Raw genomic sequence first — 14,008 nt, 5'->3', positions numbered from 1 at the left:
TCTTCGCGGACCCGCGAAAGATCCGAACGACACGGCCTAGCCCCGCCGCTCCGTCGGCGGCCCGCCCGCTGCCGGGCCGGCGCCCAGCCCGTTGCTGGTTCTCGCGGGGCGGCCCCGGGGCGCCGCAGGCCGGTGCGCCGTATGGGGGCGCCCCCGGGGGCGGTTCCGGCCGCCCCGGTGACGCGGGTTCCGCATGGGGGTCGTCGTACGCCCGTCCCGCCTGCCCGCGGCCCCCGCACGTTCAGCCCGGCCGGGGCGGCTACAACATCGCGAGGCTCTCGGCGTGGGGGGCTCCGCTTTCGGTGAGGATTTCCTCGATCGTCTGGGGGGAGCGCACCGTGGCGAAGCGGACCTCGTCGCCGTCCAGGGTGAAGCCGTAGACGCCGGGGCGCGGGAGGCTGTTGTAGGCGAAGTGGTTGGAGAAGTAGTACGCGCCGGTGTCCAGCAGGCCGACCAGGTCACCCGCGCCGAGCTGGGGGAGGGGGCGGTCGCGGGCCACCAGGTCGCCCGCGAAGCAGCACGGACCCGCGATGTCCTGGGCGACCAGGCCGCCGGGGGCGGTCGGCTTGGGGCGGCCCGCGGCGTCGTAGGCGGCGATCCGCAGCGGCCAGGACTCCGGGGCGAAGACCGTACGGGTGGCGAGCTGGGCGCCCGCGTGGGTGACCGCGATCGGGCGGCCGCCCGCGGACTTGGCGTACTCGACCCGGGCCAGCACCGTGCCGGACTTGGCGAGCAGTGACCGCCCGAACTCGGTGACCAGCCCGTACCTGCCGTCGAAGAGCCCGGGAACGGTGGTCAGCAGCAGCTGGGCGTAGTCCCGGTAGCCGGGGGTGAACTCGTCGGAGCCGAAGTTCACCGGGAGTCCGCCGCCGATGTCGAGGGTGTCGATCTGCGGGCGGCCGACCGCCGCGTTGATCTCCTCGGCCAGTTCGTACGCGGCCCGGACGCCCGCCGCCATCAGCTCCAGGGGGACGCCCTGGGAGCCGACGTGGGCGTGCAGCCGGGTCAGCCAGGGCCGCTCCGCGAAGGCGCGGACGACACGTTCGCGCGCGCCCGGGTCCTGGAGCGCGACGCCGAACTTGGAGGTCGCGGTGGCCGTGCTGAGCGCGTCGATACTGCCGCCGCCCACCTGTGGATTGACCCGCAGTCCGACCGGGCCGTGCGCGGCCGCCGGGGCGGCGGCCGCGTCCCGTGGTTCGACCAGCGCGTCGAGCCGGTCCAGCTCCTGCGGGTTGTCGGCGTTGACGGCGATCCGCGAGCGCAGCGCCTCGCGGAGTTCGGCGGCGGTCTTGGCGGGGGAGTCCAGGACGATCCGCTCCGGCGGTACGCCCGCGGCGCGGGCCAGCGCCAGTTCGCCGGGGCTCGCCACCTCGCAGCCCAGCCCCTCGTCGGCCAGCAGCCGCAGCACGGGGACGAGCGCGGCCGCCTTCACCGCGAAGGCGTGCAGGACGGGCGTGCCGGGGGCGACGACCTCGTCGAACGCCATGCGCAGGGACGCCGCGGCGGCGCGGATCCCGGTCACGTCCAGCAGTCCGGCGACCGGTTCGTCGGGGCCCAGCAGGCCCTGCTCCACGGCGGCCCGTACGGCGCTCTCCCGCCGGGCGGCCCGCTGCTCGGGCCCGTCCCCCGTGACCGGTTTCGACGTCATGACCTCAGCCAACCACCCGCCCGGGGGCCTGGCCAGTGGTGCGCCCGCGCGTTCACAGCTCCACCAGCACCGCGCCGAGATGCCGGCCGCCGACCAACTCGACCAGCGCGCGCGGCGCCTGGCCGATCCCCGACAGCCGGGTGTGCGGGTAGAGCACCGTGCCCTCGCGCAGCGCGCGGCCGAATTCGCGCGTGTAGTCGGGCAGCGCGTCCTGGTGGTCATGGCCGCTGATACCGCGCAGGGTGACGCCGCGGGCGACCAGGGACAGGGTGCTGATCCCGGTGCGGGCCGTGAGGTCGTCGGACAGCTGGGCGGCCAGCGCGCCGACGATCGCGAACCGGGCCCTGCGGCGGGCCAGCGCCAGCGCGGCCTGGAGCTGTTCGCCGCCGACCGTGTCGAAGAGGACGTCGATGCCGTCCGGCGCCGCCACCCGCAGCTGCCGTTCGATCGGTTCGGCGCCGCGCAGCACCACCGCGTCGTAGCCCAGCTCCCCGACCAGCCGGGCGGCCTTCTCCCGGGAGCCGGTGGAGCCGATGACCCGCGCCGCGCCGTGCAGCCGGGCGAACTGCCCGGCCAGTGAGCCCACCCCGCCCGCGGCGCCCGTGACGAACACGGTGTCCCCGCGCCGTACGCCCGCCCCGCGCACCACCCCCAGCCAGGCGGGGAAGCCCTGGGAGAGCTGGGCGGCGGGGTCGGGCAGCACGTCGTCGACCGGCCGGGCCCCGGCCGCGTCCACCACGGCGTACTCGCGCCAGCCGAGGGAGTGCCGTACCAGGGTGCCCGGGGCGGGGCCGCCGCCGTCCGCCGCCGTGATCACCTCACCGACCGCGGGGCCGCGCGGCACCGCGCCGGGCTCGGCCGCCGGAGGCGGCCCCGGCAACCCGAGGGTGTCCAGGGCGGCCCGTGACGCCGGACGCATCACGGCGGTGACGCTCATCAGCCGGTTGCGCACCAGCAGCTGGCCGGGGCCGGGGACCGGCAGCGGGGCGGTCACCACCTCGAAGTGGGCGGTGCTGAGCGTCCCGTCGGACGGCCGGGCGAGAAGGCGCACCTCGCGGTGGGTGGCGGGCGGGGGCGGGGCCGGTACGGCGGCGGGCTGCGGCACGGGGGCTCCTCGGCGTGGGCCGGGCCCTCGGCGCGGATCCGGGCCTTGGGCGGGGATCCGGGGCGGGCGGCCCGGCGCGGGCGACGACCCCGTGACGCTAAGTCCTGGCGGCGGCCGCGGAGGTGAGGCCACCGCGCGTCCGGTCCGGGAGCCGCGGTGAACCACCCGGGTGCATGCGGCGGGCCCCGTACGCGGCACTATTGACTAGCTCTATTCACTAGAGCCAAGATGTGAATATCTCGATCCAGCCGACGGCAGGGAGGCACCCCCCATGTCAGGTCCGCGACCCGTACGGGCACCGCGCGGTACGGAGCTCAGTGCCCGGGGGTGGCAGCAGGAAGCCGCCCTCCGGATGCTCCAGAACAACCTCGACCCGGAGGTGGCCGAGCACCCCGACAAGCTGGTCGTCTACGGCGGCACCGGCAAGGCGGCCCGCGACTGGCGCTCGTTCGACGCCATGGTGCGCACCCTGCGGACGCTCAAGCAGGACGAGACGATGCTCGTCCAGTCCGGCCGTCCGGTCGGCGTGATGCAGACCCACGAGTGGGCGCCGCGGGTGCTGCTCGCCAACTCCAACCTGGTCGGCGACTGGGCCAACTGGGAGGAGTTCCGCCGCCTCGAGGCGCTGGGCCTGACCATGTACGGCCAGATGACCGCGGGCTCGTGGATCTACATCGGCACCCAGGGCATCCTCCAGGGCACCTACGAGACCTTCGCGGCCGTGGCGGCCAAGAAGTTCCACGGCACCCTGGCCGGGACCATCACCCTCACCGCGGGCCTCGGCGGCATGGGCGGCGCCCAGCCGCTCGCCGTCACCATGAACGACGGCGTCGCGATCTGTATCGACTGCGACCCGCGCGCCATCGAGCGCCGGATCGAGCACCGCTTCCTGGACGTCCGGGCCGACAGCCTGGACCACGCCCTCCAGCTGGCGACCGAGGCGCGCGACGCCCGCCGCCCGCTGTCGATCGGCGTACTGGGGAACGCGGCCGAGTTGGTCCCGCAGCTCCTCGCGATGAACGCCCCCATCGACATCGTCACCGACCAGACCAGCGCCCATGACCCGCTGGCGTATCTGCCGGTCGGCGTCGACTTCGACGAGATGGCCTCGTACGCGGCCGAGAAGCCCGCCGACTTCACCCAGCGGGCGCGGGAGTCGATGGCCCGGCATGTCGAGGCCATGGTCGGCTTCATGGACGCGGGCGCCGAGGTCTTCGACTACGGCAACTCCATCCGCGGCGAGGCCCAACTCGCGGGCTTCGAGCGGGCCTTCGCCTTCCCCGGCTTCGTCCCGGCCTATATCCGCCCGCTGTTCTGCGAGGGCAAGGGCCCGTTCCGCTGGGCCGCGCTCTCCGGCGACCCCAAGGACATCGCCGCCACCGACAAGGCGATCCTGGAGCTGTTCCCGGAGAACGAGTCGCTGGCCCGCTGGATCAGGATGGCGGGGGAGCGGGTGCACTTCCAGGGGCTGCCCGCCCGTATCTGCTGGCTGGGCTACGGCGAGCGCGACAAGGCGGGCGAGCGGTTCAACGAGATGGTGGCCGACGGCACCCTCGCCGCCCCGCTGGCCATCGGCCGTGACCACCTGGACTGCGGTTCGGTGGCCTCCCCGTACCGCGAGACCGAGGCCATGCTCGACGGCTCGGACGCCATCGCCGACTGGCCGCTGCTCAACGCCATGGTCAACGTCGCCTCGGGCGCCTCCTGGGTCTCGATCCACCACGGCGGCGGCGTCGGCATGGGCCGCTCGATCCACGCGGGGCAGGTCACGGTGGCCGACGGCACCGCGCTGGCGGGCGAGAAGATCCGCCGGGTGCTGACGAACGACCCGGGCATGGGCGTGATCCGCCATGTCGACGCGGGCTACGACCGCGCCGACGAGGTCGCCGAGGAGCGCGACGTACGCGTCCCGATGCGCGAGGAAGGGACGGCGTGACCCCACCCCCCGGCGCGGCCCCCTCGTTCCTGGAGATGTGGCGCGACCTCGCGCCCCTCGGCCGTGACACCTCCACCCAGGGCTACCGCCGCTACGCCTGGACGGCGGCCGACGCCGACTGCCGCGCCTGGTTCCGGGACCAGGCGGAGACCCGGGGCCTCGGCTACGAGGTGGACCGCAACGGCAACCAGTGGGCCTGGCTCGGCGACCCCGGGGCGGGCGACGCCGTCGTCACCGGCTCCCACCTCGACTCCGTGCCCGACGGCGGCGCCTTCGACGGCCCGCTCGGCGTGGTGTCCTCCTTCGCCGCCCTCGACGAGCTCCGCGCCCGGGGCGCGGAGCTCGCCAAACCGCTCGCGATCGTGAACTTCGGCGACGAGGAGGGCGCCCGCTTCGGGCTGGCCTGCGTCGGCTCCCGGCTCACCGCCGGACAGCTGAGCGTCGACCAGGCGCATACGCTGCGTGACGCCGACGGGATCTCGCTGCCGCGGGCCATGGAGCGCGCCGGATACGACCCGGACGCGATCGGCCCTGATCCCGAGCGGCTGGCCGGGATCGGCGCCTTCGTCGAGCTCCATGTCGAGCAGGGCCGCGCACTGGCCGACACGGACGCCCCGGTGGGCGTCGCCTCCGCCATCTGGCCGCACGGCCGCTGGCGGTTCGACTTCCACGGCGAGGCCAACCACGCCGGGACGACCCGGCTCGAGGACCGCCGCGATCCGATGCTCACCTACGCCAACACGGTGCTCGCGGCCCGTAAGAAGGCCCGGCTGGCGGGGGCCCTGGCCACGTTCGGCAAGGTCGGCGTGGAGCCCAACGGGGTGAACGCCATCGCCTCCCTGGTGCGCGGCTGGCTGGACTCACGGGCGGCGGACGAGAAGACCCTCGCCGCCGTCGTCGAGGAGATCGAGCGGGCCGCCGTGGAGCGCGGAGAGCGTGACGGGGTGACGGTCCGGGTCACCCGGGAGTCGTTCACCTCGGTCGTGGAATTCGCCCACGAGCTGCGGGACCGGCTGTCGGGCCTGCTCGGCGGGGTTCCGGTGCTGCCCACCGGCGCCGGACACGACGCGGGCATTTTGTCCGCGTCGGTTCCGACCGCCATGCTGTTTGTAAGGAACCCCACCGGCGTCTCGCACTCACCCGCGGAGACGGCGGGCGAGGACGACTGCCTCGCCGGTGTGGCCGCGCTCGCGCAGGTACTGGAGGGGTTGGCGTGTCACTGACGGCACAGACCTACTGGGCGGAGTACGCCTGGCTGGGCGGAAGCGTGCGACCGGATGTGGTGATCGTGGTCGCGTCGGACGGAAGGATCACCTCGGTGCGGCCGGGCTGCCCGGTGCCGCCCGCGGGCTCGGTCACCCTGCGCGGTCTCACCGTCCCCGGCCTGGCCAACGCGCACAGCCATGCCTTCCACCGGGCGCTGCGCGGCTTCGTGCAGGCCGGACAGGCCGGACCGGCCGGACAGCCCGACCGGCCGGGACACCCCGGCGCGCCGGACTCCTTCTGGAGCTGGCGCACGGTGATGTACGAGGTCGCCGACCGGCTCACCCCGGAGAGCTATTTCGAACTCGCCCGCGCCGTCTACGCCGAGATGGCCATGGCGGGCATCACCTGTGTGGGCGAGTTCCACTATCTGCACCACGCCCCCGGCGGCACCCGCTACGACAACCCCAACGCGATGGGGGAGGCCCTGATCGCGGCCGCGGCCGAGGCCGGAATCCGGATCACCCTCCTCGACACCTGCTACCTCTCCTCCGGTTTCGGCGCCGAGCCCGACCGGCACCAGCTGCGCTTCTCCGACGGCAGCGCCGACGCCTGGGCCGAGCGGGCCGCCGCGCTCAAGGAGAACGGCACCACCCGGATCGGCGCGGCCATCCACTCGGTGCGGGCGGTCCCCGTCGACCAGTTGGGTACCGTCGCCGAGTGGGCCGAGGGGCGGTCGGCCCCGCTGCACGTACACCTCTCCGAGCAGACCGCCGAGAACGACGCCTGTGTGGAGGCGCATGGCTTCACCCCGACCCGGCTGCTCGCCGACCACGGGGTGCTGGGGCCGCGTACCACCGCCGTGCACGCCACCCATCTCACCCCCGGTGACATCCGGCTGCTGGGCCATTCGGGCACCGGGGTGTGCATGTGCCCGACCACCGAACGGGACCTCGCCGACGGTATCGGCCCGGCCGCCGAACTCCAGCGCGCGGGCTCACCGCTGTCGCTGGGCAGCGACAGCCACGCCGTGATCGACATCCTTGAAGAGGCCCGGGCGATGGAGCTGGACGAGCGGCTGCACACCCGCACCCGCGGCCACTGGACCGCGCCCCAACTGCTGCGCGCCGCCACGTCCGACGGTCACGCCGCGCTCGGCTGGGGCACGGACACCGGCCGGATCGAGGTGGGGGCGCTGGCCGACCTCACCACGATCGCGCTGGACTCGGTGCGCACCGCGGGCCCGCCGCCCCGGCTCGGCGCGGAGACCGCCGTCTACGCGGCGACCGGCGCCGATGTCCGGCACACCGTGGTCGGCGGCCGCCATGTCGTACGGGACGGCGCCCATCAGCTCGTCCCCCGCGTGCCCGAGGCGCTGGCCGAGTCCATCGCAGCCCTGCACGGCTGAGCGACAACAGCCCCGCACGGCTGAGCGACAACGGGCCGCTCCGGCGGCTCATGAAGGAGACACCCCCACGATGACCACCGCGACGGATACGGCCGCCACCCCCGCGACGACCGCCATCACCCATATCGGCAGCCTCGTCACCAACGACCCCTCGCTCGGCGAAGGCCCCCTCGGTCTGATCCGGGACGCGGCCGTGGTCATCGAGGGCGACCGGATCGCCTGGGTCGGTGAGACCGGCGGGGTGCCCGCCACCGACAACCGGGTCGACGCGGCCGGACGGGCCGCCCTCCCCGGGTTTGTGGACTCCCACTCCCATGTGGTCTTCGCGGGCGACCGGACCGAGGAGTTCAACGCCCGGATGTCCGGGCGGCCCTACAGCGCGGGCGGCATCCGCACCACCGTGGCCGCGACCCGGGCCGCCTCCAACAACGAGCTCAACGCCAATGTCGCCCGTCATGTGCTGGAGGCCCTGCGCCAGGGCACCACCACGCTGGAGATCAAGTCCGGCTACGGGCTGACCTCCGAGGACGAGGCGCGCGCGCTCTCCATCGCGGCCGTCCACACCGATGAGGTGACCTTCCTGGGGGCGCATATCGTCGCTCCGGAGTTCGCCGACGACCCGGCCGCCTATGTGGACCTGGTGACCGGCCCGATGCTCGACATGTGCGCCCCGTACGCCCGCTGGGTGGACGTCTTCTGTGAGAAGGGCGCCTTCGACGGCGATCAGGCGCGCGCGGTGCTCACGGCCGGACGGCGGAGCGGGCTGATCCCCAGGGTGCACGCCAACCAGCTCGGTTACGGCCCCGGGGTGCGGCTCGCGGTCGAGCTGGGTGCCGCCTCCGCGGACCACTGCACCTATCTGACGGACGAGGACGTCGACGCGCTGGCGCAGAGCGACACCGTGGCCACCCTGCTGCCGGGCTGCGAGTTCTCCACCCGCTCGCCGTACCCGGACGCGCGCCGGCTGCTGGACGCGGGTGTCACGGTGGCGCTCTCGCCGGACTGCAACCCGGGCTCGTCCTTCACCAGTTCGATGCCGTTCTGCGTCGCGCTGGCCGTGCGCGAGATGGGGATGACACCGGACGAGGCGGTCTGGGCGGCCACCGAGGGCGGGGCGCGCGCGCTGCGCCGTACCGACGTGGGCCGGATCGCACCGGGTGCCCGCGCCGATCTGGCGCTGCTGGACGCCCCGTCCCATGTCCACCTCGCCTACCGGCCCGGGGTGCCGCTGGTGTCGGCCGTCTGGCGCGGCGGCACCCTCGTCTGAGCCTCCGCGTCCACAGCTTCCGTGTCCACAGCGTCCGCCGGGCGGACGTCGAACGGCGGACGCGGACGCGAATAAGGACCCGTCCTGGCCTTGAGCGGGGGCGGGCCCTTATCCGTCTGCGGCGGCGTTCAGTCCTCGATCATCAGTCCCTTGCGGAGCCGACGGAGGGTGCGCGACAGCAGCCGGGAGACGTGCATCTGAGAGATGCCCAGCTCCTCACCGATCTCCGATTGCGTCATGTTCGCCACGAAGCGCAGCGAAAGGATCTTCCGGTCGCGCGGGTGCAGCTCGGCGATCAGCGGCTTCAGCGATTCCACGTACTCGATGCCCTCGAGACCGTGGTCCTCGTAGCCGATCCGGTCGGCCAGGGTGCCCTCGGTGTCGTCCTCTTCGGGCTGGGCGTCCAGCGAACTGGCGGTGTACGCGTTGCTCGCGGCCATCCCCTCGACGACCTCGGAGGTGCTGATGTCCAGCCGCTCGGCCAGTTCGTCGACGGTGGGGGCGCGGTCGAGCCGCTGCGCCAGTTCGTCACCGGCCTTGGCCAGGTCGAGCCGCAGCTCCTGGAGCCGCCTCGGCACGCGTACGGACCAACTGGTGTCCCGGAAGAAGCGCTTGATCTCGCCGACGATGGTGGGCATCGCGAAAGTGGGGAACTCGACACCGCGGCCGAGCTCGAAGCGGTCGATCGCCTTGATCAGCCCGATGGTGCCGACCTGGACGATGTCCTCCATCGGCTCGCTGCGGGAGCGGAAGCGCGAGGCGGCGAACTTGACCAGCGCCAGGTTCAGCTCGACAAGCGTGTTGCGGACGTACGCGTACTCGTGGGTGCCTTCGTCCAGCACCTCGAGGCGTTCGAAGAGGGTCTTGGAGAGAGCCCTCGCGTCTACCGGGCCAACGGTTTCGTACGGGGGTATTTCCGGCAGATCGGACAATTCCGGCAGTTCATCGAACGAGGTTCCGGCAAGGGCCTGGACGTCCGTCTCGGGGGTGAACTGCTGGGGCACGGTGGTCGACGAGACGCCGGTACTCCAAGAAGGGTCGGTACGCGATTCGTCGAGCTGGGGTGACATAGTCTCCTCCGTCGTTCTCGGCATATGGCTGCCGGTGCCATAACGTGCTGCTCGGGGAGCGGCGCCTCCAAAGCCGGTCGTGTTCGAGCGGGTCACTACTACGCCTACCCGTATTGGCCATCGCGTGGCAAGTCCACGTTGTCCATATTTGCCGAAGTATGCGAAATGTTCGGCTACCGGAGGACCGGGTAGAAGGCGTAGGGTTCGATGCGCGCAATCGAAAGCAACGAGACGCCAGAAGAGGTGCGCACATGGACCGCGGGATGGTCGGCAGCGCCAGCAAGGGCCGGCTCCAGGTCGAGGTTCGGCACCACGGGGCGAGTGCGGTCGTCACACCGGCGGGTGAGTTGGATCACCACACCGCCGATGTGCTCCGCGAGCCGCTGGAGAGGTGTGTGGAGGGAGGGCGCGCACGGCTTGTCGTGGACTGCTCCAAGCTGGAGTTCTGCGACTCGACCGGGCTGAACGTCCTCCTGGGTGCCCGCCTCAAGGCCGAGGCCGAGGGCGGTGGAGTCCACCTGGCCGGGATGCAGCCCATCGTTGCCCGCGTATTCGAGATCACCGGGGCGGAAGCCGTCTTCACGCTGCATGACTCGCTCGACGCGGCGCTTGTTGAGTGATCTGCGTCACTCCTGTTCCCGGTGTGTTCCGAGGGGGCCGTCGAGGCGTTGCCCGCGTCACATCAGCGATGTCGAAGAAGTGGGTGTTCTCACGCTTTGGCCGGGCAGGAGACAGGCTGAAACTGTTGAAGAGATCAGGTAACCCTTCTCCCTGAATCGGCGAATCGGTGAGGTGAAGCGCTGATGAGCACCACCCGGCCGTACCCGCCGGGCGACCGCGGCCCGGACTCGGACGGCCCCGCCGCTTCGGCCACTCCACCGGGCCCTCCACCGGTCACTCCACCTGCCGGGCGGGCCCGTCAGGTCCGCAGGCTCCATCTGATCGGAGCCAGCGGAGCCGTCCCCCGTGCCCGTGACTTCACCCGCGAGGCGCTGCGCGACTGGGGCTGGCTGCCGGCCGCCACCGCCGACCAGCGGGCGGCCGCGGAAGATGTGCTGCTCGTCGTCTCCGAGCTGGTCACCAACGCCTGTCTGCACGCCGAGGGCCCGGAGGAGCTGCGCGTCAGCTCCAACGCCAAGGTGCTCCGCCTCGAAGTGGTCGACCTCGGCACCGGTACGCCCGCGCCGCGCACCCCGCACCGCGCCGGCCGCCCCGGCGGCCACGGCATGTTCATCGTGCAGCGGCTGTGCCTCGACTGGGGCGTCGTGCGGAACGTGGAGGGCTCCGGTAAGACGGTCTGGGCCGAGCTCGCCGCGCCCGCCTGAAGAGCACGGCCCCGGCCCGCGTTCCCGCGCGCGCTCAGCGCCGTCGGGTCCGGCTGATCCGCCGCGCCCGGTCCTCACCCTCTTCGCGCCGATCCGGCGTGTTCTTTGTCTTCCCTCTCCAAGGTCCCCGGCGTACTGTCGGCGCCCGATCTGATGTGCCGTCAGGTCTTTGACCGCGGCGCTCGACGAGAGGGGATCTCGTGGTGTCCCACACCCAACGCCGTGCGGCCGGACGTGGCGGCGCCCTCACGCTCGCCGCGGCCGTGGCCGGTTCCGCGGTCTTCCTCGGCGCCCCGTCCGCCCACGCCGCCACCGTCGATGTCGACTACAAGTGCAAGACGCCGATCGGCGACAAGAGCGCCGTCTCGCCCATCGACATCAAGAGCGTGCGGAGCGGCGGCGGCTACAGGCTCACCATGTCCTTCGAGAAGGGCGTCTCCTCCAGCCCGGTGGAGCTCGGCAAGGGCGCCATGCACCCCAGCGCGCTCATCAAAATGGGCGGTGCGGAGACCGGGACGGTGTCGGTCTCGGGTCCCGCCAACGACAAGGCGATCCCCGCCAACACCCCGATCAAGATCAGCAATCTGACGGGCACCTATACGCCGAGGAAGAGCGGCAAGGTCACCTTCACCGCCTCCACCCTCACCATCAAGGCCCTGGGGACGACCACCACCTGTACCCCCGGCAACAATCCGAAGCCCTCGCTGACGCTGGACGTCAAGGGCGCGGGCGGCTCCGGATCAGGCGGCGGAAACGGTTCCTCCGGTGGATCGTCGGGCGGTTCCCCGGGCGGAAGCGGGGGCGGCGGCGGTACGGGCGGTACGGGCGGGACCGGCGGCTCCCAGCTGCCGCAGACCGGACCGGCCGACTCCGCCATCGCCCTCGGCACCCTCGGCGGCACCGTGCTCCTCAGCGGAGTGGCCGGAGCCCTCTGGCTCACCCGGCGCCGCGGTCAGACGGGCTAGCGCTCCGGCCGGGCCGCACGAGGACGAGCAACCGAGGAGCCGCCGATGCCGTCTCGTACCCACACCGTCGTCCACGTCCGCACCCGCGCCGCCGCGCTGCTGACCGCACCCGCGCTGGCCCTCGCGGTCTTCCCCGCGGCGGCGGCCACCGCGGCCCCCGCCGCACCCGCGGGAGCCAGCTGGTCGGCGGCGCCCGCGCCCGGCGGCGGAAGCGCGCCGGGCGCGGGCGACCGGGCGTACTTCTATCTGGAGGGCGGCCCCGGCAGCGTGCTCCATGACACGCTCGCCGTCACCAACGAGGGCACCCGGCCCCGCACCGTACGGCTGCGCGGCACCGGCGGTCTGCGGATCTCGCTCGCCGAGCACACCGTGAAGGTGCCGCCCCGCACCCGCGCCGACGTCCCGCTCACCGTCACCGTCCCGGCCGACGCGCCACCCGCTGAGCGCTCCGGCGCGGTCCGGGTCTCCGGCGGCGGGCGCGAGATCGCGGTCCGGGCGCATCTGCGGGTCAACGGGCCCACCATGGCCGCGCTCTCCGTCGAGGACGTGCGCGTCGAGCGGCACGGCGACGGGGCGGCCATCCGCTACGCCCTCGTCAACCGCGGCACCACCACGCTCACCCCGCGGCTCGCGGTACGCGCCGAAGGGCTCTTCGGCGCCGTGCTGCGCCGCGACGCCCGCACCCTGCCGGTCGAACTGGCCCCCGGCCGCCGGATGCGGCTCACCGAGAAGTGGCCCGATCCGCCCGCCGTCGACCGGGTGGCGGTGGAGCTCACGGTCACCGCGGCCGGGGGAGCCCACTCCGCGGCGTCCACCACCTACACCGCCGTACCGCCATGGCTGCTCGTTCCGGCCGCGATCGGGGCGCTGGGCGCGGGCACCGGCGCGGGCGCGTGGCTGGTGCGGCGGCGGCGGCGCCGCGCGGCCGCGGTGGCCGAAGCGGCCGTACCGGAGAGGGCCGTACCGGAGGCCGTCGTCGCGGGGGCGGGGGCGGACGGATGAGACGACACCACCCCCACCCGTCGGCCGCCCCCGTGGTCCTCGCCCTCCTCGCGCTGCTCCTGGGCGCCCTCGCCGTACCGTTCCCCGGCCGTGCCGCCGCGGCCTCCGACGGGCCGACCGTCGTGGTCTCCCCGCGCGAGGCGGGCACCGGCGGCTCGATCACCGTGACCGGCCGCGGCTGGCGGCCGAAGGCGCTGCTCACCCTGCTCATCTGTGGACAGAAGATGATCGGTGGCACCAACTCCTGTGCCAATTCCGACGGCAGAGCGGTCACCACCGGAGCGGATGGCACCTTCCGCCGAAAGCTGCCGGTCGCCGATCCGCCCGAGCCCTGCCCCTGCGTCGTCCATGCCGCGACCGTCACCGGCGCGGCCGCCTCCGCGGACGTCACGTTCCGCGTCGCCGGACATCCGGTGAAACCGCTGCCCGGGGAGCGCATCGGCGGTGAGCGGCTCAGTGTGCTCTCGGCGCGGCTCGACGGTTCGAGCGGGCCGCTCACCTGGTTCGGCGCGCCCCCGCGCCGCAAGCTGGTGGTCACGGTCGCCAACCTCGGCGCGACCCCGGCCCGCGACCCGGTCTTCCGGGTGGGCGCCTCGCGCGGTGTCTTCGCTCCCTCGTGGGAGGAGCGGCAGTGGCGGGGGACCATCGCACCGGGGAAGAAGGCCCGGGTCGAGCTGGAGGTCGAACTGTCGGCCGCGGCCCACGGCGACTACGTCGTCTCGCTCGAGTACGGCCGCAAGTTGCTGGTCGAACAGCCGTGGTCGGTGGGGCGGCCCTGGGGCGTCACGCTCTTCTGGATCCTGCTGTGCGTGGTGATTCCGGTGGGGGTCTTCCGGATCGGCATGGCCGTCGTGGACAAGGCGCGGCCGCGTACGGCGGCGTCGCCCGCCCACGCCCGTACCCGCCGCTCCCGTACCGGCCGTACCCGCCCCGCCGCCGGTCCCGACCGTGGCGGCCGCTCCCATGACGCCCCGGCCCTGCCCTGGTTCACCCCGGACACGCTGCCGGGGTCGCAGACGCACCACCCTTCCGCACCGTCCGAGAACGATCGACCTACCCCGAAAGGATCGACGTGAGTA

At 73.3% G+C, this 14,008-nt stretch carries 12 protein-coding genes; 9 read left to right on the top strand and 3 right to left on the bottom strand.

Features of this window, described 5'->3' with window-relative positions:
* Nucleotides 1–259: 259 nt before the first annotated feature.
* Both AB0C66_RS34040 and AB0C66_RS34035 read right to left on the bottom strand, forming a co-directional pair.
* Nucleotides 260–1,648 carry a diaminopimelate decarboxylase gene (locus tag AB0C66_RS34040; protein ID WP_362447743.1) on the bottom strand — a complete coding sequence of 463 codons (1,389 nt, stop codon included), beginning with the start codon at nucleotides 1,646–1,648 and terminating at the stop codon, nucleotides 260–262.
* Nucleotides 1,649–1,700: 52 nt separating this feature from the next.
* On the bottom strand, nucleotides 1,701–2,753 hold the full coding sequence (locus tag AB0C66_RS34035) for an NADP-dependent oxidoreductase (protein WP_362447740.1): 1,053 nt from the start codon (nucleotides 2,751–2,753) through the stop codon (nucleotides 1,701–1,703).
* Nucleotides 2,754–3,024: 271 nt separating this feature from the next.
* Between AB0C66_RS34035 and hutU the strand changes: the two genes are divergently transcribed.
* From hutU to hutI, 4 genes are all read left to right on the top strand, one after another.
* The gene (hutU, locus tag AB0C66_RS34030; protein WP_362447738.1) at nucleotides 3,025–4,689 is read left to right on the top strand and encodes a urocanate hydratase; all 1,665 of its coding nucleotides are present in this window, start codon (nucleotides 3,025–3,027) and stop codon (nucleotides 4,687–4,689) included.
* A 35-nt stretch (nucleotides 4,690–4,724) separates the two neighbouring features.
* Nucleotides 4,725–5,912 (top strand): allantoate amidohydrolase, encoded by a 1,188-nt coding sequence (locus tag AB0C66_RS34025; RefSeq protein WP_362447899.1) that lies wholly within the window; start codon nucleotides 4,725–4,727, stop codon nucleotides 5,910–5,912.
* Nucleotides 5,909–7,300 carry a formimidoylglutamate deiminase gene (locus AB0C66_RS34020; RefSeq protein ID WP_362447896.1) on the top strand — a complete coding sequence of 464 codons (1,392 nt, stop codon included), beginning with the start codon at nucleotides 5,909–5,911 and terminating at the stop codon, nucleotides 7,298–7,300. Before AB0C66_RS34025 ends, AB0C66_RS34020 begins: the two co-directional genes overlap by 4 nt.
* A gap of 70 nt (nucleotides 7,301–7,370) precedes the next feature.
* The gene (gene hutI, locus AB0C66_RS34015) at nucleotides 7,371–8,567 is read left to right on the top strand and encodes an imidazolonepropionase (RefSeq protein WP_362447735.1); all 1,197 of its coding nucleotides are present in this window, start codon (nucleotides 7,371–7,373) and stop codon (nucleotides 8,565–8,567) included.
* Between the two features lie 128 nt (nucleotides 8,568–8,695).
* Here hutI and AB0C66_RS34010 read toward each other — a convergent pair whose 3' ends face one another.
* Complete coding sequence (locus AB0C66_RS34010) at nucleotides 8,696–9,637, bottom strand: RNA polymerase sigma factor SigF (RefSeq protein WP_362447732.1); 942 nt, start codon at nucleotides 9,635–9,637, stop codon at nucleotides 8,696–8,698.
* A 251-nt stretch (nucleotides 9,638–9,888) separates the two neighbouring features.
* Here AB0C66_RS34010 and AB0C66_RS34005 point away from each other — a divergent pair, with 251 nt between their 5' ends.
* From AB0C66_RS34005 to AB0C66_RS33985, 5 genes are all read left to right on the top strand, one after another.
* Complete coding sequence (locus AB0C66_RS34005; RefSeq protein ID WP_362447729.1) at nucleotides 9,889–10,257, top strand: STAS domain-containing protein; 369 nt, start codon at nucleotides 9,889–9,891, stop codon at nucleotides 10,255–10,257.
* Between the two features lie 183 nt (nucleotides 10,258–10,440).
* Entirely contained in the window at nucleotides 10,441–10,962 is a 522-nt protein-coding gene (locus AB0C66_RS34000) for an ATP-binding protein (protein ID WP_362447726.1), read from the top strand.
* Between the two features lie 203 nt (nucleotides 10,963–11,165).
* Nucleotides 11,166–11,927, top strand: a complete 762-nt coding sequence (locus AB0C66_RS33995) for an LPXTG cell wall anchor domain-containing protein (protein WP_362447723.1) — start codon at nucleotides 11,166–11,168, stop codon at nucleotides 11,925–11,927.
* Between the two features lie 45 nt (nucleotides 11,928–11,972).
* Complete coding sequence (locus AB0C66_RS33990; protein WP_362447720.1) at nucleotides 11,973–12,929, top strand: hypothetical protein; 957 nt, start codon at nucleotides 11,973–11,975, stop codon at nucleotides 12,927–12,929.
* Nucleotides 12,926–14,005, top strand: coding sequence for a hypothetical protein (locus tag AB0C66_RS33985; RefSeq protein ID WP_362447717.1), 1,080 nt, complete (start codon nucleotides 12,926–12,928; stop codon nucleotides 14,003–14,005). Before AB0C66_RS33990 ends, AB0C66_RS33985 begins: the two co-directional genes overlap by 4 nt.
* Nucleotides 14,006–14,008 lie beyond the last annotated feature (3 nt).

The sequence above is a fragment of the Streptomyces sp. NPDC048636 genome, assembly GCF_040650655.1.
Classification (GTDB): Bacteria; Actinomycetota; Actinomycetes; order Streptomycetales; family Streptomycetaceae; genus Streptomyces.
Note: the sequence above shows the minus strand (reverse complement) of the source record. Positions and strands in the feature narration are given on the sequence as shown.